20 protein-coding genes are annotated in these 23,158 nt (G+C 31.1%); 5 read left to right on the forward strand and 15 right to left on the reverse strand.

Annotated elements, in window-relative coordinates; translation table 11 throughout:
• Positions 1 to 175 precede the first annotated feature (175 nt).
• The gene (locus ACFSSB_RS14410) at positions 176 to 1,015 is read left to right on the forward strand and encodes a hypothetical protein (RefSeq protein ID WP_379905484.1); all 840 of its coding nucleotides are present in this window, start codon (positions 176 to 178) and stop codon (positions 1,013 to 1,015) included.
• Here ACFSSB_RS14410 and ACFSSB_RS14415 read toward each other — a convergent pair.
• The 11 genes from ACFSSB_RS14415 to ACFSSB_RS14465 all read right to left on the reverse strand — a co-directional run bounded on the left by ACFSSB_RS14415 (position 977) and on the right by ACFSSB_RS14465 (position 10,060).
• On the reverse strand, positions 977 to 1,234 hold the full coding sequence (locus tag ACFSSB_RS14415; RefSeq protein ID WP_379905486.1) for a hypothetical protein: 258 nt from the start codon (positions 1,232 to 1,234) through the stop codon (positions 977 to 979). The two genes, ACFSSB_RS14410 and ACFSSB_RS14415, sit on opposite strands and share 39 nt — an antisense overlap.
• 13 nt (positions 1,235 to 1,247) lie before the next feature.
• Positions 1,248 to 1,802: a sigma-70 family RNA polymerase sigma factor gene (locus ACFSSB_RS14420; RefSeq protein WP_379905488.1), complete on the reverse strand. Its 555-nt coding sequence runs from the start codon at positions 1,800 to 1,802 to the stop codon at positions 1,248 to 1,250.
• A gap of 47 nt (positions 1,803 to 1,849) precedes the next feature.
• Positions 1,850 to 2,752 carry a TIGR01777 family oxidoreductase gene (locus ACFSSB_RS14425; protein WP_379905490.1) on the reverse strand — a complete coding sequence of 301 codons (903 nt, stop codon included), beginning with the start codon at positions 2,750 to 2,752 and terminating at the stop codon, positions 1,850 to 1,852.
• A gap of 437 nt (positions 2,753 to 3,189) precedes the next feature.
• On the reverse strand, positions 3,190 to 3,948 hold the full coding sequence (locus ACFSSB_RS14430; protein WP_379905492.1) for a class I SAM-dependent methyltransferase: 759 nt from the start codon (positions 3,946 to 3,948) through the stop codon (positions 3,190 to 3,192).
• The gene (locus ACFSSB_RS14435) at positions 3,939 to 4,679 is read right to left on the reverse strand and encodes a DUF2071 domain-containing protein (RefSeq protein ID WP_379905494.1); all 741 of its coding nucleotides are present in this window, start codon (positions 4,677 to 4,679) and stop codon (positions 3,939 to 3,941) included. The genes ACFSSB_RS14430 and ACFSSB_RS14435 overlap by 10 nt, the downstream gene beginning before the upstream one ends.
• Positions 4,663 to 5,052, reverse strand: coding sequence for a DoxX-like family protein (locus tag ACFSSB_RS14440; RefSeq protein ID WP_379905496.1), 390 nt, complete (start codon positions 5,050 to 5,052; stop codon positions 4,663 to 4,665). The genes ACFSSB_RS14435 and ACFSSB_RS14440 overlap by 17 nt, the downstream gene beginning before the upstream one ends.
• 50 nt (positions 5,053 to 5,102) lie before the next feature.
• Positions 5,103 to 5,606, reverse strand: coding sequence for a GbsR/MarR family transcriptional regulator (locus tag ACFSSB_RS14445; RefSeq protein WP_379905498.1), 504 nt, complete (start codon positions 5,604 to 5,606; stop codon positions 5,103 to 5,105).
• 51 nt (positions 5,607 to 5,657) lie between these two features.
• Positions 5,658 to 5,984, reverse strand: coding sequence for a hypothetical protein (locus tag ACFSSB_RS14450; protein ID WP_379905500.1), 327 nt, complete (start codon positions 5,982 to 5,984; stop codon positions 5,658 to 5,660).
• Positions 5,985 to 6,030: 46 nt separating this feature from the next.
• Entirely contained in the window at positions 6,031 to 8,067 is a 2,037-nt protein-coding gene (locus ACFSSB_RS14455; RefSeq protein ID WP_379905502.1) for a M3 family metallopeptidase, read from the reverse strand.
• Between the two features lie 352 nt (positions 8,068 to 8,419).
• Positions 8,420 to 8,899, reverse strand: a complete 480-nt coding sequence (purE, locus tag ACFSSB_RS14460) for a 5-(carboxyamino)imidazole ribonucleotide mutase (protein ID WP_379905703.1) — start codon at positions 8,897 to 8,899, stop codon at positions 8,420 to 8,422.
• Positions 8,900 to 8,905: 6 nt separating this feature from the next.
• Complete coding sequence (locus tag ACFSSB_RS14465) at positions 8,906 to 10,060, reverse strand: 5-(carboxyamino)imidazole ribonucleotide synthase (protein WP_379905504.1); 1,155 nt, start codon at positions 10,058 to 10,060, stop codon at positions 8,906 to 8,908.
• A gap of 446 nt (positions 10,061 to 10,506) precedes the next feature.
• Between ACFSSB_RS14465 and ACFSSB_RS14470 the strand changes: the two genes are divergently transcribed.
• From ACFSSB_RS14470 to ACFSSB_RS14480, 3 genes are all read left to right on the forward strand, one after another.
• Positions 10,507 to 11,616, forward strand: a complete 1,110-nt coding sequence (locus ACFSSB_RS14470; RefSeq protein ID WP_379905506.1) for an adenylate kinase — start codon at positions 10,507 to 10,509, stop codon at positions 11,614 to 11,616.
• 103 nt (positions 11,617 to 11,719) lie between these two features.
• The gene (gene obgE / locus ACFSSB_RS14475) at positions 11,720 to 12,718 is read left to right on the forward strand and encodes a GTPase ObgE (RefSeq protein WP_379905508.1); all 999 of its coding nucleotides are present in this window, start codon (positions 11,720 to 11,722) and stop codon (positions 12,716 to 12,718) included.
• A 13-nt stretch (positions 12,719 to 12,731) separates the two neighbouring features.
• A complete protein-coding gene (locus ACFSSB_RS14480) occupies positions 12,732 to 13,259 on the forward strand; it encodes a DUF4136 domain-containing protein (protein WP_379905510.1) in 528 nt (175 codons plus the stop codon).
• Positions 13,260 to 13,315: 56 nt separating this feature from the next.
• On the opposite strand, the gene ACFSSB_RS14485 is transcribed toward ACFSSB_RS14480, so the two are convergent.
• The 4 genes from ACFSSB_RS14485 to ACFSSB_RS14500 all read right to left on the reverse strand — a co-directional run bounded on the left by ACFSSB_RS14485 (position 13,316) and on the right by ACFSSB_RS14500 (position 21,966).
• On the reverse strand, positions 13,316 to 14,701 hold the full coding sequence (locus tag ACFSSB_RS14485) for a T9SS type A sorting domain-containing protein (RefSeq protein ID WP_379905512.1): 1,386 nt from the start codon (positions 14,699 to 14,701) through the stop codon (positions 13,316 to 13,318).
• Between the two features lie 2 nt (positions 14,702 to 14,703).
• The gene (locus ACFSSB_RS14490; protein WP_379905514.1) at positions 14,704 to 15,213 is read right to left on the reverse strand and encodes a hypothetical protein; all 510 of its coding nucleotides are present in this window, start codon (positions 15,211 to 15,213) and stop codon (positions 14,704 to 14,706) included.
• 121 nt (positions 15,214 to 15,334) lie between these two features.
• Positions 15,335 to 15,706, reverse strand: coding sequence for a DoxX family membrane protein (locus ACFSSB_RS14495; RefSeq protein ID WP_379905516.1), 372 nt, complete (start codon positions 15,704 to 15,706; stop codon positions 15,335 to 15,337).
• A 170-nt stretch (positions 15,707 to 15,876) separates the two neighbouring features.
• Positions 15,877 to 21,966, reverse strand: coding sequence for an alpha-2-macroglobulin family protein (locus tag ACFSSB_RS14500; protein WP_379905518.1), 6,090 nt, complete (start codon positions 21,964 to 21,966; stop codon positions 15,877 to 15,879).
• 161 nt (positions 21,967 to 22,127) lie between these two features.
• Between ACFSSB_RS14500 and ACFSSB_RS14505 the strand changes: the two genes are divergently transcribed.
• Complete coding sequence (locus ACFSSB_RS14505) at positions 22,128 to 23,081, forward strand: tetratricopeptide repeat protein (protein WP_379905520.1); 954 nt, start codon at positions 22,128 to 22,130, stop codon at positions 23,079 to 23,081.
• The last annotated feature ends 77 nt before the right edge of the window (positions 23,082 to 23,158 follow it).

Consider the following 23,158-nt stretch of genomic DNA (forward strand, 5'->3'; position numbering starts at 1 on the left):
GTTTTTAACCAAATTAAATGGTTATTAACAGAACCTTGTTTTTATGCATTTAACAGACTGAAATATACTGGTTTTTAGAAGGTTTGTTTGTCTGTTTAGCAAGCTTTATAATTACTAGGTTTTATTTTTCTTTTTACATATTCAATGGGTAAAAGAGAATGTGTATTTTTGTTTTATGCGAATAGTAAAACACTTTTTCGATTTTTATATAAATGCTAGTATTCATGTAGCTTTAAGTGTATATGCTTTAACATGGATTACGCTTTTAGAATTTGGTGTTTCTCAAGATAATACCGTTTTGTATTTTAACTTTTTTGCAACCATAACAGGATATAATTTTGTGAAATATTTTGGCTTAGCTAAGTTTCATCATAGAAGTTTAGCAAGAAAGTTAAAGGTAATACAAGTGTTTTCTTTTTTCTGTTTTTTAGCGCTATGCTATTATGCGTTTCAGCTAGAAATTAAAACGTGGTTGTATATTTTGGTACTTGCTGTTATTACCTTTTTTTATGCTATTCCTTTTCTGCCTAGAAGTGTATTTGTAGATAGTAACCAAAATTTAAGACAGATTAGTGGATTAAAAGTATATGTAATTGCTTTAGTGTGGTCTGCTGTTACTGTTTTGCTTCCGTTATTAGATAATGCATTTATGTTAAATGCAGATGCGTTTATTACTACTTTACAGCGATTTATTTTTGTGCTAGCGCTTATGATTCCTTTTGAAATACGAGATTTACAATATGATAGTTTAAAGCTTTCAACAATACCACAACGTATTGGAATACCTAAAACAAAGGTTATAGGTTCTGTTTTATTAGTGTTTTTTTTCCTTTTAGAATTTTTTAAAGATCAAACCAGTAGTGAAAATGTTTTTGTGTTAGCTTTATTTACGCTAATCACCTTATTGTTTGTGGTATTTTCTAAAAAAAATCAGGCTACATATTATAGTTCTTTTTTTGTTGAAGGTTTGCCAATATTATGGTTGGTGTTGTTGCTCCTGTATGGCTTTTTCTAGGCTTTCTTTTAAAGCTTCTTTTTCATTTTTGTGCATACAGTCTACATTAGCGTCTTTTATAGTTGTAGTAAGCTTTTTATTAGTGCTAGAGTAATTTCTACAAGCCCTACAAAATACAAGGTGTAGCATAAGTTTAAGTTTCTCTAATAACGTTGCTTCTTTATATTGTGATTTGTCACAAACATGATTTGCTTTTTCACAAGCTTTATTTATTTTCATTTTTGTACACATATTAAAACCAGTTTTTCTCCATACAAGTTGCCATTGTGGTTCTTGCTCTGTGAATGATAACCCAAAGGTTAGACGCTGTAATATTTAGTTCATTACAAATAGTTTCGGTATCTATACCTTCTATTGTTTTCATTTTAAATACTGTTGCTTGTTTTTCTGGAAGTTTGCCTAAGCAATTGTAGATAGCGTCACCAAGTTCTTCATTTTCTAAAGAGTCTTCTGCTGTTTTGTCAAAAGGGTCTGCAACACGTTCTTCTAACCAATCACCTTCAGATTCAGAACTGCTATTATAGTTCATTCGTACTTCTGCTTTTCCTTTGTTAGAATTAATTTTTCGGTAATAATCTATAATTTTTCGTTTTAAAATAGATATTAACCAAGTGCGCTCACTAGCTTCGCCTTTAAAGTTTTTCATAGATTTTAAACCAGCAAAAAAAGTTTCTTGCACCAAGTCTTTAGCCAAATCTCTATCGTTAACACGAGAAATGGTGAAATTGAATAAATAATCGGAATAAGAATCAATCCATTTATTTGGATCTATTTGATGATTTGGCATATACTTTTATAGCTAGTTTTAACAAAAGTACGTAAAAGGTTTTATATTTATTCTATTAAGTCTTTTGTAGCAGTAGTTATTGTAGGAAATTTAAACGTAAAACCTGATTGTAATAACTTTTTAGGAACCACATTTCTACTGCTTAGAATAAGTTCTGGTTCGGTTTGCATAAAATAAGCACCAATTTTTAATATAAATTTAGGACTAGGAATACCAATAGGAACGTGCATTACTTTTCTAAAGTCACGCATCATGCTTGCATTGTCTGTTGGTTTTGGTACGCAAAAATTAAAAGCACCATTAGCATCTTCTTTATGTATTAAAAAATCTACAGCTCTAGCAAAATCGGTTTTATGAATCCAGCTAACCATTTGTTTTCCGCTACCTTGTTTTCCTCCTAAGCCAAATTGCGTTAGTTTTTTTAATGGTACAAATGCGCCATCATTTTCACCAAAAACTATAGATGTGCGTATAACTATTTTTCTTGTTTTAGGGTTTTTGGTTTTGTAAAAAGCTTTTTCCCAAACGGTTGCTACTTCTGCTTCAAAATCGTTACCAAATACAGTACTTTCTTCTGTTCGTTCTTCAGTAAACGCTTCTTTATATATAGAAGTAGTAGAGGAGTTCATCCAGAGTTTTGGAGGGTTTTTACAAGTGTCAATAGCTTTTCCTAAAAGTTCGGTAGCAATTACTCTAGATTGTTTTATTGCTTTTTTATTTGCATCTGTAAACCTACAGTTAATGGTTTTTCCGGTAAGATTTATAAGTACATCTAAGTTTTCTAGATGTGAAACCCAAGTGTCGTTTATGGTTTTAGCATCCCAAAGTATTTCATTTTCACGTTTTGGATTTCTGCTTAGTATTTTTACCATATAGCCTTTGTTAGAAAAATATTTTTCTAATGTTTGTCCTATAAATCCTGTTCCTCCAGCTATAAGTATTGTTTTCATGTTGTTTTTTATCAAGTTCGTTTTTGTTTATTGAAAGTATATAATAAAAAATATACAACTAAAATATGTCCATAGAATAGTAAACAGGATATGTATTGTTGTCTCCATTTTTTTTCCTTTCCATAATTGTTTAGAATAAATAAATAGTTGGAAAAACAGTCTTATTGTCCAAAAAGCTCCTATGCCAAGGGATATTTTCTTTCCTAAATTAGTTTCTATTAAGTCTGTTGCTGCTGTTAAACAAAGTACACCAATTAAAAACACGGTGAGTGCTATAAAAAATGTGTGCGTTGTCATCATTTGTCTATTTATTAAAGTTAGGGGTTTTAAATCTTTTTTCCAATTAAAGTATTTAGGAAAAAACACATGAATGAAAGCTAGAAGGATTAAAAGTACTCCTATTATTTTTAAGTGAAAATACATAATGTTTAAAAAAATTAAGGTTTAGAGAAAAAAGTAAATATGGACATAAATGGCGTGAATTTTTTTTCAGTACATGTTGTAAATCCAGCATCGCTAAAAGCTTTTTTCCATGTGTTTTTTGAGAAAAAATGCGTAAATCCAATGGAGAAGGCAAGGAAATTTGAAAAATCACGTAAGTGTTCTACCATTATAACGCTTCCGTCAGGTTTACATACCCTTCTACATTCTTTTAAGAACTGTATTTTTTCCTCTTGAGATCTTATTTCATGAGCAGCAGAGAGTAAAAAAATAAGATCTACAGATTTGTTGCTAAGAGGTATAGCATTCGACTTTATTTGTTGTGTATTTGGATAAACCAAACTTACTTTTCGGGCTCTTATTATGGCAGGTTCTGTGTGTTTTTCAGAATTATAAAAATCGAACACCTTTAAATTAGATTTAGGAAAATTGTATTTAAGAATAAAACTAGTTTCATCAAAACCAGCATTAATATTTAATATCTCTTTGGTCCCTGTGTCTTTAAGGTTCATTTTGTTTAACCAATTAAAATCGTAATAACCTGAAAAATCATAGACGTATGCCGAAACAATTAAAGGCATTAATAATCCGTAAATAAATGCTGTAATAATTATCCAGAATAGTGTAGTAGACCACGAAAACCATAGGTAACTCATGACTATTAACATTAATACGATTGCACCATAAAAGTAAAAATGTCTATTAAAGCTAAGGATGTTTAAAACACCTTTAAATTTTCTTCTTTTTATTTCCATAATTCTTTTCTACCTTTTTTCCAGTGATATGGGGTATTTTCAGTAATAAAAGCATTTGCCAATACTTTGTTTTTTAAGTTTAAAGTGTTTAAAAAATGAACGTGATATTTGTTGACTTTTACTGGTTTTGGTTTCCAATTATGTCTTACTCCTTCAATAATTAATACTTCTTTTGTTTTTTTGTTATACGTAAACGTAAATGGTAAAGGTCCAGCAAAACGTCTAGCTTCTTTCCAATCTGCAAATGGAGAATTTTCAGGTAATGCTACTTCGTCCTTTATTGCAGAATCTAATTCAATTTTAAAGTCTGACTTTATAGATGCGATTTCTTTTTTATGGTCTTTAATGCTGTACTTTATATCTGTAGTCGTATAGTTATAATGTGTAAAAATATTACCCAGAATTTTCATTTTCTGTTTGTTGGTTTCCGATTTTAAAATATATAATCCACGTAATCGTTTGCCTTTATTGTTAGTGTAGCGTACAAAAATTCGAAACCCTGTTAAAATGAAATCATTTCCAGTAAATTTTGGAAAACCTTTAGGACGTAAGTCTTTGGTTTCAACCATTGCCACTGCGACAAAGGCATATTTGTCATTAAAGGTGTCTAATGCTAAACAAGGAGGTATTAGGTGTTGTACTTCTTCCTTTGGAACTGCAAAAGTGAGTACTAGTGAGCTTTTAAAAAAGGCTTCAACAGCAAAGGGATGATTTTTAAGAAAAGAGAACATGTTTCTTGTTTTGTTTAAAATTTGTAAAATAAACTAGTAGAATAAATAAGAAAGCAAATAGAGAATTATAGGTTCCCCAGAGTAATAGATCTGGCGCCAATATTAACTCTAACACATTCATGGTAGCTATAATAATTATTTGTACAATGGCATTTAATTTCGATTTGTAATTACTTAAAATCCATAGAGCCATAATTGTTTCTAATATTCCTATTGCTATGGTAATGGTTCTTGAGTAATTAGTGTCTAAGATTCTTGCAACAATATCTTGATGTCTTGAAACCAGATTCAACACTTTACAAAGCAGCCCGTTAACACTCCAAACCAAAGCTATAAAATAGGTGAGTGCTTTATAATTATTGTTGATTTTCATTTTGTTTATTTTAAACTTTCAGAAAATATTGAAAGTTTGTTGTAAATTTTTTATTTGATGAGTTTAATCAAAGATTTAGTAATCCAATTTTGATTTTTGTCAACTAAATTGTTAATCATTAAATCTGCATTTTCGGTTAAATCTTGTAGTGCTTTTGTTTGTTTAATTAGTTCTTTTGTTTTTTCTGTACCATCATCTTTAATAGAGGATACGTCTTTTAAGACTTTAATTACTGGCTTTATTTCTCTTCTGCTTCTCTCTTTAGCAATAACTCTGGTTAGCTCTTGTACGTCTTTTTCTGTAGTGAAATATTCCTTGCGTTCACCAGGAATAAGTTCCTTACTTACAATTCCCCAATCCATAAGCTGTCTTAAATTCATACTTGTATTGCCTCGAGAAATTTTAAGTTCTTCCATGATTTCTTCCATAGATAACGGATTTGGAGTAATAAAAAGCAATGCCTGTATTTGAGCCATTGCTTTATTAATTCCCCAAAGCGTACCTAAACTTCCCCAAGTGTTAATAAATTTAATTTTAGCTTCTTCGTAATTCATACTACAAATATATAAAAATTTCTAAACTTTCAATAATTATTGAAAGTTTATTTAACCTTTTTCTATATGTTCATCATACTTTAAAATAAAACGTTCAATTTTATCCGGATTTAGTTTACAGTTTTCATTGACTTTATTAGCTATCAAACTTCTTACAAGCATTTTTCTAGTGAAAAAATCAGATTTAGTGGTAAGGGTAGTTTTATGATTTAAAAAGGTCTCTTTCACATAGTTTTCTATGTGTTTTATGAAAATTATTTCTTCACCTTCACTGTTATAAGATGATACATTTAAAGGGGCTTCATCTGTAGGTGAGCATGATGTAGCGTCAACAGAAATAACCCCTTTTTTTATTTTAATTTTTTGGGTATGTAGCATACCTATAAAATTGTTAACAGAAGGACTGTAAATGCGTGTTTTAATTTTATTTAATTAATCCTGCTCTTCTTAAAAGAGCTTCTGGTTTTGGTTCTTGACCTCTAAAACGTTTGTAAAGTGTCATAGGGTTTTCGGTTCCTCCTTGACTTAATACATTTTCTTTAAACTTGGTTGCTACTGTTTTGTTAAATATACCTTCTTCTTTAAAGAATTCAAAGGCATCTGCATCTAATACTTCTGCCCATTTGTAGCTGTAATATCCTGACGAATAACCACCTTGAAAAATATGAGAGAATGCTGTGCTCATACAGTTTTCTGCAACATCTGGATACAATTGTGTGTCGCCAAAGGCTTCTTTTTCGTGTGCTTTTACGTCTTTTATTTCTGTTGGGTCTTGTGCATGCCAAGACATATCTAATAAACCAAAACTTAATTGACGTAGTGTTTGCATGCCTTCATGAAAGGTTGCTGATTCTTTTATTTTTTCTACCAATTCCATAGGTATTACTTCTCCTGTTTCATAGTGTTTTGCAAACAACTCTAAGGCTTCTTTTTCATAGCACCAGTTTTCTAAAACTTGACTTGGTAATTCTACAAAATCCCAAAAAACACTAGTTCCAGATAAACTAGGATATGTTGTATTGGCTAGCATACCATGTAATGCGTGACCAAACTCATGAAAAAGTGTCGTTACTTCATTAAAAGTTAAAAGAGATGGTTTGCTTTTTGTAGGTTTGGTAAAGTTGCAAACAATAGAAACGTGTGGTCTATCATTTACTCCGTTTTTAATGCTTTGTGGTTTGTAGCTTGTCATCCATGCACCATTACGTTTTCCTTTTCTAGGGAAAAAATCGGCATAAAAAATAGAAACTAATTCTCCGTTTTTGTCTTTTACCTTATACGTTAATACATCTTCATGGTATTTGTCAATAGTATCAATTTCTTCAAACTGTAAATCGAATAATTTATTTGCAATAGTAAAAGCACCATCAATTACGTTTTCTAATTTAAAATAGGGCTTTAGTTGCTCATCATCTAAGCTAAAAAGTTTTTGTTTTAGCTTTTCGGAATAGTAAGCAGAATCCCATTTTTGTAAGGTGTCTATAGCATCTAGCTCTTTAGCAAAAGTTTCTAGATTAGCATATTCTTTATTTGCAGCAGGTTTTGCTTTTTCAAGTATTTCGTTTAAAAAGTCGATTACTTTTTCAGGTGTTTTAGCCATGCGTTCTTCTAACACAAAATGTGCATGTGTTTTATAGCCTAGAAGATTTGCTCTTTTAAATCTTAATTTTGCTATTTGTAACACAATTTCTTGATTATCTAAAGCATCCTTTTTAAACGCCTTACTTCCTGCTGCTAATGATAATTTTTCACGTAATTCACGATTGTCTGCATAGGTCATAAACGGAATATAGCTAGGATAATCTAAGGTGATTAGCCAACCTTCTTTTTGTTTAGATTCTGCTAATTGTTTTGCTGCTTCTTTTGCGCCATCTGGTAATCCTGCTAAATCCTCTTCATTTGTAATTAGCATTTCAAACTTATTGGTTTCGGCTAAAACATTTTCACCAAACTGAAGTTTTAACTTGCTTAGTTGCTTATCTATTTCTCTAAGTTCTTGTTTTTTATCTTCTGGTAAATTAGCACCATTTCTAGCAAAGCTTTTGTACTTTTTATCTAATAGCGTTTCTTGCTCTGTAGTTAGTTGTAAGTCTGCTTTATTGTTGTAAACTGTTTTTACACGTTCAAATAAATCTTGGTTAAGTGTAATGTCGTTTCCAAATTCTGAAAGTAAAGGAGAAACTTCTTGTGCTATTTTCTGAATTTCTTCATTGGTTTCTGCCGAGTTAAGATTGAAAAATATACTAGATACTCTATCTAATTGCTCACCAGAAAAATCTAAAGCTTCAATGGTGTTTTTAAAGGTAGGAGCTTCAGGATTATGTATTATAGTATCTATTTCTGCTTTCGCATTTTTTATGCATAGTTTAAAAGCTGGAAGAAAATCTTTAGTAGCAATTTTAGAGAAAGGTGCTGTCTGAAATGCTGTAGTAAACTTTTCTGTAAGTATATTCTTGTTCATTCTTTAATATTATGTTAAAAGTGAATTATGTGTTGATTGCAAAATCCTTTATATCTATCTTTGTAAAGATTTTTTCATAAGAGCTGGTTACTCATTGTTAAAATTATTGATTAATAGCTAAAAACCTTGATGCAAGTCAAGGTTTTTTTTATGCTTAAAAATCAAGAACACAGCACTTAATCGTGTTTATTTACTTTTCATCGAAAAAAGTAAAAAACCCTCATTTTTTATAAAATACAAAAGGATTTAGTGTAATCTTTGTATAAGGTTTTTTCATGTGAGATTTGCGTCTCATATTTAAGAAATTGATTAATAGCGATATGGCCTCAAGATTTATCTTGAGGTTATTGGCTTATAGACCTTTAGCAGACTCTATTACTTTTACTTTTAATCCTTCTTTATAAGCAATTACTTTATCTAATACACAGGAGTCTGATGTTGCAATAATTTGAGCAGCAAGTATACCTGCATTTTTAGAACCATTTAAAGCTACAGTTGCCACAGGAACACCTCCTGGCATTTGTAGAATAGATAAAACAGAATCCCAACCATCTATAGAATTACTACTTTTTACAGGAACACCAATAACAGGTAAAGGGGATAAAGAAGCTATCATTCCTGGTAAATGAGCAGCACCACCAGCTCCTGCAATAATTACAGCAATACCATTTTTATGTGCATTTTTTCCGTAATCAAACATTTTTTCTGGTGTTCTGTGTGCAGAAACGATATCTACTTCTACTTGTATATCAAAACCTTTTAAAATATCTATTGCTTCTTGCATTACTGGAAGATCACTTTTGCTTCCCATGATTACTCCTACTTTCATAATTGTTTATTATTTACTTATTACTTTAATTGTGTTTTTAACTTCTTCGGCTATTTTACGAGCTTCGTTTATATCTTTATTTACAATGGTTACGTGTCCCATTTTTCTAAAAGGACGTGTTTCTTTTTTACCATAAATATGTGGTGTTACGCCTTCCATATTCATGATTTCTTCTATGTTTTGGTAAATAACATTACCCGTGTAACCTTCTGCACCAACAAGATTTACCATGATACCACCTGCTTTATTTGCAGTGCTTCCTAGAGGTAAATTTAAAATAGCTCTTATATGTTGTTCAAATTGTGAAGTGTAATTTGCTTCAATAGTTTGGTGTCCAGAATTGTGCGGTCTAGGCGCAACTTCATTTATTAAAATTTCATTGTCTTGCGTTAAAAACATTTCTACAGCTAATAAACCAACATGTTTAAAAGCTTCTGAAGTTTTTAAGGCAATACGTTCTGCTTTTTTAGCAATTTCAGGTTCAATTCTAGCAGGACAAATTACATATTCTACTTGGTTAGCTTCTGGGTGAAATTCCATTTCTACAACAGGAAAAGTTTTTACTTCTCCTTTAGCGTTTCTAGAAACAATAACAGCTAATTCGTTTTTAAACGGAATTAACTCTTCAGCAATACATTCTCCTTTTGGTAGTTTTTTTAAATCTTCAAGATTTCTTACCACTTTTACACCATTACCATCATAGCCAAACTGTGCAGCTTTCCAAACAAAAGGAAATTTTAAACCACCATTTTCTATAGCGTCTTCAATTTCTGAAACATATGCAAAACGAGAAAACGGAGCAGTAGGCAGATTTTCATCTACATAAAATAGCTTTTGTTTTGCTTTATTTTGAATAATTCGAAGCGTTTTAGAAGCAGGATAAACAGTAACACCCTCTTTTTCTAATTTTTCAAGAGCGTCAATATTTACGTTTTCAATTTCTATGGTTAGCACATCTACTTGTTTACCAAATTGATAAACCGTATCAAAATCCATTAGGCTTCCTAAGTGAAATTCATTGCTTCCTATTTTGCAAGGCGCTTCGGTATTGCTATCTAAAATACAAGTATAAATATCTAGTTTTCTGGTTTCGGTAAGTAGCATTTTACCAAGTTGTCCACCACCAAGAATACCAAGTTTAAAATTTGAAGAAAAATAATTCATAAGCTTTTCCGCGTAAGCGAAAATTTGTTTTTAAATGAAACATTTGTTTTAAAAATCGTTCTATTTTACAAAAATACACTTAAAACCTGAGTCTCACCTAATATTTATGTACAGTTTGAATGAAATTTTATTCCATAGGCTTGTAGCTTTTTAAAGGACTAATAAGTTGGTTTACGTTGTAGTAATACGAATTGTAAGAAATTCATCTAGCCCTTTAACAACAGGAATAAAAGACAAACTTTTTGTGTATATTTATTAAAATATCTAGATTTCTCTTTTAGGATTGTATGTTAAATCGTAACATTTTTTAATTCAATACATTAAATATTGAATGGTTTCAGGTTTAAATTTAGACGGAGTTTTAAAATCTTCCAGTTTCTAGCTTCTGTCTTAAAACTAAAAGAATTATCTTTGCTAGAAATTAATAAAAAACAAGTTAGACTTACATGATTAAGCTAGACGATTTATATTTTAAGCCGTTTATTTCTGCAGAAAAAATTGATGCTGCAGTACAAAAAATGGCAGATGATATTGCAGCTGACTTAGGAGATGAGGTACCTGTGTTTATAGGTATTTTAAACGGATCTTTTATGTTGGTTAGTGATTTTGTAAAAAAATACCCAAAACCTTGTGAAGTTACTTTTATAAAATTGGCTTCTTATGAAGGGTTAAAATCTACAGACGACATACAAAGGCTAATAGGAATAACACAAGATTTAACAGAACGTACAGTTGTAATTCTAGAAGATATTATAGACTCTGGAAAAACATTAGCAGAAGTACATAGAATTTTTGAAAATGAAAATGTTAAATCTTTAATTATAGCGACCTTGTTTTTTAAACCAGAAGCATATAAAAAAGATTTTAAACTTCATTATGTTGGTATAGAAATTCCAGATAAATTTATAGTAGGCTATGGTCTAGATTATAATAATTTAGGAAGAGATTTACCAGAAATATATCAATTAAAAACAACACAACACATGACAAATTTAGTCCTATTTGGACCTCCTGGAGCAGGAAAAGGAACACAAGCTAACTTTTTAAAAGAAACATATAATTTAGTGCATATCTCTACAGGTGATGTGTTTCGTTTTAATATAAAAAATAAAACTGCTTTAGGTATGCTAGCTAAATCTTATATAGATAAAGGAGAGTTGGTGCCAGATCAAGTGACTATTGATATGTTAGAAGCAGAAGTAGAAAAAAATGCCGATGCTAAAGGTTTTATTTTTGATGGTTTTCCGCGTACTAATGCACAAGCAGAGGCTTTAGACGATTTAATGAAACGTAAAGATTCTCAAATTAATGCTATGGTAGCTTTAGAAGTAGATGATGAAGTTTTAGTAGAGCGTTTATTAGAAAGAGGTAAAACTAGCGGAAGAGCAGATGATGCAGATGAAAGTATAATTAGAAACCGAATAAAAGAATACTACGCTAAAACAGCTATTCTTAAAAACTTCTACACAGCACAAGATAAATATTTTGGTGTAGATGGAGTTGGTAGTATTGCAGATATTACAAAACGATTAAATACAGTAATAGATAAGCTTTAATATATAAAATCTCATGGTGGTTTTAAGCCATCATGAGATATTAAGCATGTTTATTATCAAAAGAAATTAACTAAATTTATTTCCACTTTTGTGGGGAATTATTATGACTGAAGGGAACTTTGTAGACTACGTAAAAATGCACGTATCTTCTGGAAATGGAGGAAAAGGATCTACGCATTTACACCGCGAAAAATATTTAGAAAAAGGAGGTCCAGATGGAGGTGATGGAGGTCGTGGAGGTCACGTAATTCTTAAAGGAAACTCTAATTTATGGACGCTTTTACACTTAAAGTTTAAAAGACACATAAGAGCCACGCATGGTGAACATGGTAGTAGTGGTAGAAGTTCTGGTGCAGATGGTCAAGACCAATATGTAGAAGTACCATTAGGAACCGTTGTTAGAGATACAGAAACCAATGAAATTCTTTTTGAAATCACCAAAGATGGAGAAGAAAGAATTATTGCAGAAGGAGGAAAAGGTGGTCGTGGAAATTGGCATTTTAAATCGCCAACCAACCAAACACCTCGTTACGCACAACCAGGAATTCCGTTAGAAGAAAAAGACATTACGCTAGAGTTAAAACTATTAGCAGATGTTGGTTTAGTAGGTTTCCCTAATGCAGGAAAGTCTACATTGCTTTCTGTAGTGACTTCTGCAAAACCAAAAATTGCAGATTATGAGTTTACTACATTAAAACCTAACTTAGGTATTGTTAAACACAGAGAGTTTCAAACCTTTGTAATGGCAGATATACCAGGTATTATTGAAGGAGCTGCAGAAGGAAAAGGACTTGGTTATTACTTTTTACGTCATATTGAGCGTAATTCTATTCTTTTGTTTTTAATTCCTGCAGATGCAGATGATATTAAAAAACAGTATGATATTCTGTTAGATGAATTAAGACGTTACAATCCAGAAATGCTAGATAAAGAACGTATGATAGCTATTTCTAAATGTGATATGTTAGACGAAGAATTACAAGCAGAATTAAAAGAAGAATTAGATAACACCTTACCAATTGATTATATGTTTATTTCTTCGGTTGCTCAAAAAGGATTAACAGCACTTAAAGATAAACTCTGGAATATGCTGAATGATTAAAAATAGTCTTGATATGAGAAATAATTTTATACTATTTTCTTTAATCATTCTATTTACAGCATGTGCACCAATTTATGTTGCAACAGATTTTGAAAAAGGCACCAATTTTTCTAAGTATAAAACCTATAACTATTATCAAGATATAGAAACAGGCTTGAGCGATTTAGAGGCTAAACGTTTGTTTTATGTTTTAGATAAGCAATTACAACTTCAAGGGTTCTCTGTTACAGAAAACCCAGATTTCTATATTAATATTCAGAGTAAAGAATACAAAGCAGCGCAAAATAGTGCTGTTGGAGTAGGTGTTGGTGGTACAGGAAGTACTGTTGGTGGAGGAATATCTATTGGTATTCCTGTTGGTCAAGAAAAAATTACAAGACAGATTTTATTTGAGTTTGTTGATGAAAAAGGTATTGGCCTTTTTTGGCAAGCAGAAACAGAAAGTAGTTTTAACCCAAATGCTACACCAGAAAAACGCGAAGCTGTTCTGCAATCTATTGTAGAAAAGGTGTTTAAAAATTATCCTCCAGAATCAAAATAAGCGTATTTCTCTCTGGTGTTTTAAGCTTTTAAAAAACAATTGAATACACTAGCAACTTAATTTTTTACTAACTTTTTACTAGCAATTAAAACTTGGTTTTCATAAAAGTTAGTGATATAAATTCCTTGGCTTAAAGTACTAATATCTACTTGTGTGTCTTGGTTATTGTTAAGTGTAACTGTTTTTACTTGCTTACCATCCATACTTACTATTTCAACAACAATACTATTCGCTAAAGTGTTTTCTAGTTTAAAGTGTACCACATTATTTGTTGGGTTTGGGTACATCGATAAGTTAAGCTCATTAGCTGTAATATCTTGAATACCTAAAGTGTTATCAATAGACCAAGAAACTGTTGCTAAGTGAATAGATTCATGACCATCAATGTTTAGTAAGTTGGTTGCATCATGCACAATAACAGTTAAGTTGTTGGTTCCTGAATTTAAATCACTTTCTTCAATATTTACAGTGTTTACATTCGTAGCAAAATTGACGTTATTAAGTGTCCATGTACTTTGTAATGTATTAGTAGGAAGTGTTTCTACAGTATTTATTTCAAAATCTAAAGGAAAAGAAGCTTCGCTAATGGTAGTTTCTGTAGGTGTATAAGAGTCTAAAGGCGAAACTAAATCGTGTATTTTTTCAATGATTCCTTCTTTACAAACAGAGCAAAAAGGATAGCCTAAATAGCGCATTTTACAAGATTGATGTGGTCTGTTCCATGTAGAAGCATTACCAGAAGTAGCATAAGGATAGATACCAACATTATTAATACCAATCCAGTTTTTCCATCTCACCAAACTAGGATCTGTTTCTTGGGTCATATTTATTGCTTCGGCTGCAAGTACGTCACCAGGATAATATTCGTCTTTTAAATCAACAAATGAATGTCCTAATTCATGAATAGCAATTTCTCCTGCATCTTCTCCAGTAGAAGCAATAGGAAATTGACCTCCACTACCTCCATAATAAGGTGAGTTTACTAAAATAAGTGCTTGATCATACGTTGGAAAATTAGTTGCTAAAACAGTGCTAATAGATGCTTGGTTTGAAGTGTAAAGTAGTCTGTGAATATTATAACTATCATAGGTAGTATCAAAATAATTATCTATTGTTTGTGCTGGCACAGTATAACTAGATTCGTCATTAGCAGTTCCAGGATGTGATGCACCACTTTCTGTAGATATTACTTTTATAATATGTACATTAAAGTAGTTTTCGTAGCTAGCAAAAGGCTCTTCAGCAAACAAATCGTTCATAAAATTAGTAGCATCTGTTTCAAATTGCGAAAGCTCACTTTCTTGATAACCATCACCTAAAATAACTAGATTAATTCGCTTAGCATCTTCTCCAGAGTCCTTTATTTTTAGTACTTCAAAAGTCTGAGAAAAAACAAGTTGTAAATTAAAAATAAGAAGTAATAATAGTAATGTTTTTTTCATGCTTATTCTATTTTTGTACTAAGGAGTTGTATTGGTTTTTTGTTTGTTATTTCTGAAATAACAATATGTTTTGCATTTTCAGGTAGTTGTAATCTAATACTAAATTGTACACTATCTAAATCTAAAATTCTTTTTTCAAAATTACCAAAATCGTTTACAAACTCCACTGTTTTTTTTAACGGATTTTTTAAAGTATGTGTTTCAATTTCTTTTAAATCAGCATCTAAAAGAGCGTATTGTAAATCGCCAATAGTGGTGTTTAGTGGTTTTTTAGGTCTTTCTTTTAGATTTCCTTCGGTGTTGATTTTATTGATTAACGAAATGCTTTTTTGGTCTTGTGCATTTTTTGTTAGTAGGTAATTTATAATTAGAATTTTGTTATTATAAATAACCTTTGGTTGTTCTATTGTTTTTTCACTCTCTAATGTTGTTGGTTTTTTTGAAGCACAAGAAATCAAGCATAATAATAGTACTATAACGGAAGATTTTAAATATACTTTAGCTGATACCATAAACAGATTATGAATAAAAAATAATAAGGCGTAAAGTTAATAATTAATTAAAATTTAAAACCTTATAAATAAAAAAAGAGGCTTATATAAGCCTCTTTTTTTATTAAATCTAATTTGTTTGCTATGCTAACAAATTGGTGTATTTGTCTTTATAACCATAAAGCACAGCAATGTTTAATATTAATAAAACTGCAGCTCCTGCAATTCCTGCTGGATCTAAAACAGCATGAAATAAAACGGCATTAATAGAAATACTCATTAAAATTATAGTTAATAGAGCGCCATATTTGTTTAGAATTAAAGCTAAACCTGCAACTATTTCTACAATACCAACAAGTGTCATTGTTTTTGCTGAAGTTAATGCGCCAAAAAAAGCTCCTGCTTCTGCAGATAATTCTGGCATTGGCATAAAGCCTAAAAATTTGTTTAGTCCAAAAATCAATACAAAGATTCCAAGTAAAATTCTTAGAATCATAAATACTTTTGAATTCATAATAAGGGATGTGTTAGTTAGTATAATATCATAGAATGATAAATTCTATATTTCTAACCTTAGGTCGTGTTGTTAAATGTTTACTTACAAATAGCTGTTTTCTTGTAAAATCCTTCTGTACTTAGGTTCTTTTCCCTTGAAAAGAGGAAAAGGGTATCTTTCTTTAGTATTTATTCTACAGTAATTTTTACTCCTTGGCTATGGCTACTAAATTCTGGAGCATACATACTTTGTATGGTTGTAATACCATTACTCATGTAACCTGAATTGTTTACACGTAAATCATACTCAAATACAAAAACTCCTTTTGGTAAATAGTCAAAAAAGAAATTGGTAGCAGCGTCTTTAGTACTTTCATAATACCCTAAACCATCTTGCCATTTGTATTGTGATAGTACGTTTACAGGTTCTAGTCCTGCAGCACGCATATCTTTCATGTGTACAAACTCCATGGCACGATCGCTTTTTAATTCTATACGAACACGAACTAGGTCACCAATTTGCAGCTTAGTATCTATGGTAATTTCTTTTAGTTCTTCACCAAGATCTGTATTCTTTTTTAAGAACAGTTTTTTCTTTAGTTGTAAAGGTGTTTTTGCTGTTGTTATTTTATCTAAATCTTCAAAGTATTGCCAGTATAAACTTCCCCAAGCAATTCCTTTTCCTTTTTTAGTAATCTTCACTTCTGCCATTTCTGGTTTAATATCGTTGCCTTTCCAAGATGTTTTAAAATAACCTGTTCCTGCTTCTACTTGTACAGCCTCAAGTTTTTTAGGATCTATTTCTTGATTACCAATAGTAATATCTATCATATCTGTTACACTTAACCAATCACTACCTTGTAGTAATAAAGCGTAAATAGCTTCTGTGGTTGCTTTGGTGGTTTTCCAACGGTTGGTTTGTTTGTTTTTAAGTAACCATATTTTTAAATTATCGATGGTTTCTGTGTCATTTTCTATTTCTGAAAATGCTTCAATTAATAAGGCTTGGGTTTCTATTGGTGCTTGATACCAATACCACGAATTGGTGTTTTCTTTCCAGTACATTCCTAATTCTTCATTAGTAATACTGTTTTCTTTTAACGATTTTAAAATGGCATTTGCAGTGTTTTTATCGTCTAGTCTTTCTAAAATTAAAGCCATCATTCCTTTAGCATATAAACTTCTTGATAACCAATGTTTCTTTATTTGTGTTTGGTAGTATGCTGTAATGTCTTGTACTTCTTTACTTTTTTTAATTTCAGGAAAAAAGCTTCGCATGTATAAATAATGCAACTGCATGTTGCTTAAATGGTCTTTACTTAGGTCTACATTTTTGTTGTATTTTTTAATGTCATTGTATTCTTCTACAAATGCTGCATCTAGATAATTTATAGCGTTTTTAATCATATTAGATTCTTCGCTATCGCTCGGAATGACATTTAAGTGTTTTAAATGACCAAAACCTGTAATGATATGCTGTGTGATGTAACGATTTTCTCTTCCTCCAGCAAACCAAGACCAAGCGCCATTATGCATTTGGTTTTGTTCTAGTTTACGTTTTGCGATTTGTAATTCGTTATTCATTTTGTTTAAATCAAATAACAAGGCAATGCGTTTTTTCTGTTCGGTTTCGCTTTGTGCATCACGTAACCAAGGTGTTTCTTGAATTAAAAGAGATTTTAATTCTTGATTTTTTTCTAGGTTAGAAAGTAGTGCGTCTGTGTTTTTCCATTGTTTAAAAACCTCTTGAATTCTAGGGTTGCTATTTGCAATATGACTAGCCAACGCATTTGCGTAATATCTGCTAAAGGTTTGCTCGTTACAATCATAAGGATATTCCATTAAATACGGAAGCGCTTGCACTGCATACCAAGCAGGATTGCTTGTCATTTCTAAAGCTAGATTATGATTTTTAAGTGTAGTAGAAGTATTGTTTTTTAACTTATTTAAAGTAAAAGTTTTTGTTTGGTTGCTTTTAATCCACATTGGAAGCGTTTCTGTTACCAACATTCTATTGGTTAACACAGGAAGCACGTTTTGTTCGCCATCGCTATAGTTTTCTGATTGCGCAATAATTTTATATTGCACAGCAGCAATGTCTTCAGGAATGTATAACAGCCAAGATACTTGCGTGTTTCCGTTTGCATTAACAGTAAAAGTTCTTGTACCATAACTTCCAGAATAGGTTGCACTAGGTATTTCGGCTTCTGTGTATAGTTTTTTATCAATACGTTCTCCTGTTGTGGTATCAAAAAGTTGTAACACAGCTTCTCCTGTAATTTGCTTTTTGGTAAGATTTGCAATTTTAGAACTAATTACTATTTCATCTCCTTCACGTAAAAAACGAGGTGCATTTGGTAGTACCATCAATTCTTTTTGTGTAACTGTTTCTAGGTTAGTAACTGCGCTTTCTAAATTTTTGGTATGTGCTAATAATTGTACGTTCCATTTAGTTAATGCTTCAGGAGTTGTAAAGCTAAAGCTTATGTTTCCGTCTTTATCTGTTTGTAATTGCGGAAAGAAAAATGCCGTTTCTTGTAGGTTTTTTCTAATGCTTACTGCAGCGAATGCATCTTCTTGTGTTGTTTGCTCTTTGTTAACTTTTATGCCACCTGCTTTTTCTGATAAAGCATTTTCTATTGAAATTTCTTCATCTAAAGTGGAGTATGACATTTCTATTTCAACAACAGGAGCACCTGCAACTTGTTTTTGTTGCGAAACGCTTCGTTTTGCCATCATCACATTATCTGCATCATACAACATTCTAGAATGCCCAAAATAAAATCCGAACCAATTAATTTGATCGTAATTTTGATACAATTGTGATGCAGTACTTGTATTTTTATTATACACTCTAAAACCAGAAATGCCAAAACTTTGCCTTGCGTTTTTTGTATTGTATGTATAGTAATCTGGCTGACTAATTGGGTTAAAATTCCAAGTATGCGCTTTAAATTGGTCTAGTGAAGCATCATACATGCTTGCAAGTAACTCTGCACTCACTTTTTCACCTTTAGGTCCTTTAATTTTAAAACTCCACGTTTCGTTTGTTCCTGGTTGTAGTTTATCTCTAAAGGTTTGTGTTTCTATTTCTAATTCGGTTTTTGGATACGGAACCGTAATATGTATACTAGAACTATGGTAACTATTAAAAGCTGAAAAACTATAATGCACCACAAAACCACCAACATCGTCTTTAGTAACAGGTATACTAATGGTTTTTTTATTTTTGTTTAAATGAATAACCTCTTGTTGAATTGTTTTGTGATTTTTTTCAACGGAAACAGAAACATAGACATCTTCTGCAGCAGAAGCAAATGTTATTAAAGCAGTTTCTCCAGGTTGGTAACTGTCTTTATCTGTTGTGCTACTAAATAATTGGTTGTCTGCTAAATCTTTGTCTTTAGTGCTAAAGAGTGTTGTTTTGGTTTGGTCTTTTACTAGTTGACCAAATTTGTCTTTGCTTTCTAAAAGGATTAAGTATGTTCCAGACTGCCATTTTTTAATGTTCCCTAATTTTAATTCTTTCTTTTTTGAGGTGTCAAACTTTTCGTCTAGAACCAGTTTTCCTTTTTGCCAAGTATTGCTATTATATTCGTCTTGATATGCTTCATGCGGAAATTTTGTTTTAAACTCTTTTTCTGAGATGTCTTGATAATCTGGAGCATCCCAAGGTCTAGGTCTTAAAACGTGTTGAGGTGCAATTAATTTATAAATTTTAATACTTCCTTTTGCAGGAGCAAATTCGCCATTTAAGTTTTTGGTATCTATTTGTAAAGTGTGCTCTTTGCTATTTTTATCTAGTTTGTTGGCAACTGAAAGGTTGGCCAATAAAGCATGATAGCCAACATTAACCGTTGTGGTTGCGCTTTGTGTTTCGCCATTTAAATCTGTAATGTCTGCTGTTATTTCATAGTGAAAAACAGGTAGGTTTTTTTTGTCTACACTTTGGTCGGGAAGCGCATTGAATTTGATTTCAAATTCTCCTTTAGCATTGGTTTTACTTTCTCCAAAAGTGATTTCTTGTGGTTCGCTAATAAAAGATGGTCTATACCAATAATACCATCTTGGGTATTGTACTTTTCGGTGTACTCTATATACCACTTTAGCATCTGTAATGTTGCTTCCTGCGTAAGCAAGCGCATTTCCTTTTACTGTAATTTCATCATTTATGGTATAGGTTTCTGTAATAGGAAGAAATTTAGCTTCAAATTTAGGTCGTTTATATTCTTCAACTGAAATATTTGTGCTTCCGTTTATGTGTACTTTTTCAGAAGAAATACTAATATTAAAATTACCTGTTAATCCTGTATTTGGTAAAATAAATTCGCCTTGAAAAGAACCAAATGCATTGGTAGTAAATGTTAAGGTTTTTATTTGTTGATAATTAGCGTCTTTTATTGTGACGTTTAGTTTGGTATCTGTTAATACTTCCGAGACATCGTTATTGGTTTTTATGGCAATGCCTTTAAAGAAAACGGTTTGTCCTGGTCTGTAAATACTTCTGTCTGTAAACAGAAAACCATTGTAGGTTTCGTTTACTTTATTGTTGTTCTCTTTGTAAAGTTGGTAAATATAATAGTTGCCAAAATAGGCTTTCTCGTTGTTGTGTACGACTTCTATTTTTAGATTGTTATATCTTTCTTTGGTTTTAGAAATATAAGCTTCGCCATTCGTGTTGGTAACTAGGTTTTTTACTTGTTGTTTGCGGTTGTTATTTTTTAAATAAGTGATTTTAAGTTTGGCATTTGCAATAGGTTTTCCGTTGGTTCTATCTACTACTTGAAAAACGGTTTTATCAGAAACTTTGTTTTCAACTACAGCCAAATTAGTCACTTGTAGGTTTGCAAAGCCAAAGGTGTTTGAGCCATTATTTGTTTCTGCTAAAATAATGTAGCGTGCATTATTTAATTTTGGTAAAATAACTTCTGTGGTATGTGTTTGGTAGTCTTTTTCATTACGTAATGTACTTTGCCATTGTGTAACGCTTTCAAGTTTTTTTATATAGGCTAACTGTTCTTCTTGTGTGTATGTTTTGTTTAGTTGTTCTAATTGGTTTTCAGAAATTTTATATACTGTAAAAGAAATATGGTCTATGTTTTTATAGCGAATTAAAAGCCTTGCTTCTTTTTGTATTGGTAAATGTGTTTCTGTAGTAATCTGTAAAGATTGTTGTAAAATTTGCTGCTTTAAAATTTGACATTTTTGTGCAGCAATACTTTTAGGAAATTGCTTTAAAACAGTATCGCAAATAGCAAGTGCTTCTTTGTTTTTCCAACGGTTTTCTTCTTTGGTTTCTGGTTGGTATTCATACCCTTGTTCTAAGAATAAATTAGCAATTTCATAATCATATAAGCCAGAAATTGTAGTTCCTTTTAATTGTTTGCTTTCTGCTTGTAGAGCTTTTAAATAAATAGTCTCTTTATCTTTAAAAGTAGCATGCTGTTTAACAAAATGTAATCTTTCTATATTTACATCTGCTAAAGCTTCTGCTGTTTTGTTTGTACTGTGAAACTGTATAAGTTCTTGATAGATTTTTAAAGCATGCAATTGTAAAGATACACTATCTTTAGAAGTGATTTTTAAGTTAGCAAAAGCTTCTGCTTCTCGTAAATAAGCTTCTTTATCTATTTCAAATGTATAGGCAGGTTTGGTAATATTATTCTCTGTAGTTTTATAAAATTCTAAGGCATTATGGTTTAGTAAATCAAAAAGAGTAGGTCTAAATAGTTTAGAGTTTTCTTGTTCTAGTAAAAGCGCATCATAATTATTTAAACTTGTTTGCTGTAGTAGTGTGCTGTTTTTTAAAGAGTGTTGGTAGTAAGTACTAATTTCGGCAAACAGTGTTTGTAAGTCCCAAGTTCTAAAATCTGTGGCATCTACTTTGTCTTCGGTTTTTGTTCTGTTGTAAAACAGATAACGATTTTGATTAAAATACTGCCAATATAAGTTGGCAAGCATGTTTTGCAGTAGATTTTTGGTAGGCGAAACGCTTTGGTTGATTTCTTCTTTAAAATCGTTTATAATTTTTAGCTGTGCATCTTCTTCTAACGTTAAAGCATATTTGCTTTTGTATAGTAGTGTTTTTACAATTTGTGGAGCGTTTTTATCTGCTTTTGCTTTTACGCTAATGGCTTCTACAGCTTTTAAAGCAGATTGGGTTAAGCCTTTTTTTTCTAATTGTTTTATTTCTTCCCAAAGATTATTGTAATCGTTGTTTTGTGCTTGAGAAAAATTTGCAAAAAGAATAATCATAAGAATAGAGATGGTGTGTTTCATGTGCTTAGTTTTACGTAAAGCTAACTTCAAAATGTGTTCCAAAAAACACCGAATTCGTAAAATCAGCGTTTTGTGGAGTGAAGTTAACTTTTTTTTAAGTAAATAGTACTTTCTTAAATTAGATTTTGAAAGGTTATATTTGTTGTATCTAACCTGATGCTATGCATAAATTATTTGTTTTATTAATGTTTCCTTTATTGAGCTTTAGCCAACAAAATATTGGCAAAGCTGAAGCGCTTTTAATGCAAAAAAAATATGTAAGCGCAGAAAATTTACTCCAATTAATTATTGCAGAACACCCAAAAAACTTAAAAGCTATTGAGTTGTTTGGAGATGCTTATGGTTACCAAAAAAAATGGGATGATGCCATTACACAATATAAAAAATTGGTAGAGGCAAAACCGTTAGAAGCTAATTACCATTATAAATATGGAGGCGCTTTAGGTATGAAGGCTTTGCAAGTAAATAAGTTTATAGCTTTAACTATTATTGGAGATGTTAAAGAAGCCTTTTTAACTGCAGCAAAACTTGATACTAAGCATATAAATACGCGTTGGGCTTTAGTAGAATTATATATGCAGTTACCAGCAATAGTTGGAGGAAGCCAAAGTAAATCTTTACAATATGCTAATGAGCTAGAAGCCTTATCTAAGGTAGATGGTTATTTGGCCAAAGGTTATATTTATGAATATGATGAACAGCCAGATTTAGCAGAGAAATATTATAAGATGGCAATTACAGAAGGAGGGTCTTTAACTTGCTATGAGAAGCTTTCTAGGTTTTACGAAAGTACGAATACACCAGAAAAAGCGATTTCAACTATAGAGGCATCACAAAAAAAACACAAACGTAATGCATTGCATTACCAAATAGGAAAGGTTGCTGCTGAGTATAATGTACAATTAGCTAAAGGAGAACAATGTTTACAGACTTATATAAAAAATTATAGAGCTGAAGATGGTGTGCCAATAGCTTGGGCAAATTATAGGTTGGCACAAATTTATAAGCACCAAAACAAAAAAGAAAAAGCATTACGCGCCATTACGTTGGCTATTTCTGAGCTTCCAGAAATACAAGTTTTTAAAGAAGAGAAACTTAAAATAGATCAATTATAAATTTTATTAATAACTGCATTAGCAGTTTTTTTTTATTTCGATTGCATAATTAATAGTAATACTATTATATTTGCAAT

The sequence above is a fragment of the Lacinutrix gracilariae genome (assembly GCF_042684485.1).
Taxonomy (GTDB): Bacteria; Bacteroidota; Bacteroidia; order Flavobacteriales; family Flavobacteriaceae; genus Oceanihabitans; species Oceanihabitans gracilariae.

Coding starts and splice junctions, on each gene's coding strand:
- ACFSSB_RS14410 (WP_379905484.1), top strand. CDS start 176: ATGCGAATAGTAAAACACTTTTTCGATTTTTATATAAATGCTAGTATT.
- ACFSSB_RS14415 (WP_379905486.1), bottom strand. CDS start 1,234: ATGAAAATAAATAAAGCTTGTGAAAAAGCAAATCATGTTTGTGACAAA.
- ACFSSB_RS14420 (WP_379905488.1), bottom strand. CDS start 1,802: ATGCCAAATCATCAAATAGATCCAAATAAATGGATTGATTCTTATTCC.
- ACFSSB_RS14425 (WP_379905490.1), bottom strand. CDS start 2,752: ATGAAAACAATACTTATAGCTGGAGGAACAGGATTTATAGGACAAACA.
- ACFSSB_RS14430 (WP_379905492.1), bottom strand. CDS start 3,948: ATGGAAATAAAAAGAAGAAAATTTAAAGGTGTTTTAAACATCCTTAGC.
- ACFSSB_RS14435 (WP_379905494.1), bottom strand. CDS start 4,679: ATGTTCTCTTTTCTTAAAAATCATCCCTTTGCTGTTGAAGCCTTTTTT.
- ACFSSB_RS14440 (WP_379905496.1), bottom strand. CDS start 5,052: ATGAAAATCAACAATAATTATAAAGCACTCACCTATTTTATAGCTTTG.
- ACFSSB_RS14445 (WP_379905498.1), bottom strand. CDS start 5,606: ATGAATTACGAAGAAGCTAAAATTAAATTTATTAACACTTGGGGAAGT.
- ACFSSB_RS14450 (WP_379905500.1), bottom strand. CDS start 5,984: ATGCTACATACCCAAAAAATTAAAATAAAAAAAGGGGTTATTTCTGTT.
- ACFSSB_RS14455 (WP_379905502.1), bottom strand. CDS start 8,067: ATGAACAAGAATATACTTACAGAAAAGTTTACTACAGCATTTCAGACA.
- ACFSSB_RS14465 (WP_379905504.1), bottom strand. CDS start 10,060: ATGAATTATTTTTCTTCAAATTTTAAACTTGGTATTCTTGGTGGTGGA.
- ACFSSB_RS14470 (WP_379905506.1), top strand. CDS start 10,507: ATGATTAAGCTAGACGATTTATATTTTAAGCCGTTTATTTCTGCAGAA.
- obgE (WP_379905508.1), top strand. CDS start 11,720: ATGACTGAAGGGAACTTTGTAGACTACGTAAAAATGCACGTATCTTCT.
- ACFSSB_RS14480 (WP_379905510.1), top strand. CDS start 12,732: ATGAGAAATAATTTTATACTATTTTCTTTAATCATTCTATTTACAGCA.
- ACFSSB_RS14485 (WP_379905512.1), bottom strand. CDS start 14,701: ATGAAAAAAACATTACTATTATTACTTCTTATTTTTAATTTACAACTT.
- ACFSSB_RS14490 (WP_379905514.1), bottom strand. CDS start 15,213: ATGGTATCAGCTAAAGTATATTTAAAATCTTCCGTTATAGTACTATTA.
- ACFSSB_RS14495 (WP_379905516.1), bottom strand. CDS start 15,706: ATGAATTCAAAAGTATTTATGATTCTAAGAATTTTACTTGGAATCTTT.
- ACFSSB_RS14500 (WP_379905518.1), bottom strand. CDS start 21,966: ATGAAACACACCATCTCTATTCTTATGATTATTCTTTTTGCAAATTTT.
- ACFSSB_RS14505 (WP_379905520.1), top strand. CDS start 22,128: ATGCATAAATTATTTGTTTTATTAATGTTTCCTTTATTGAGCTTTAGC.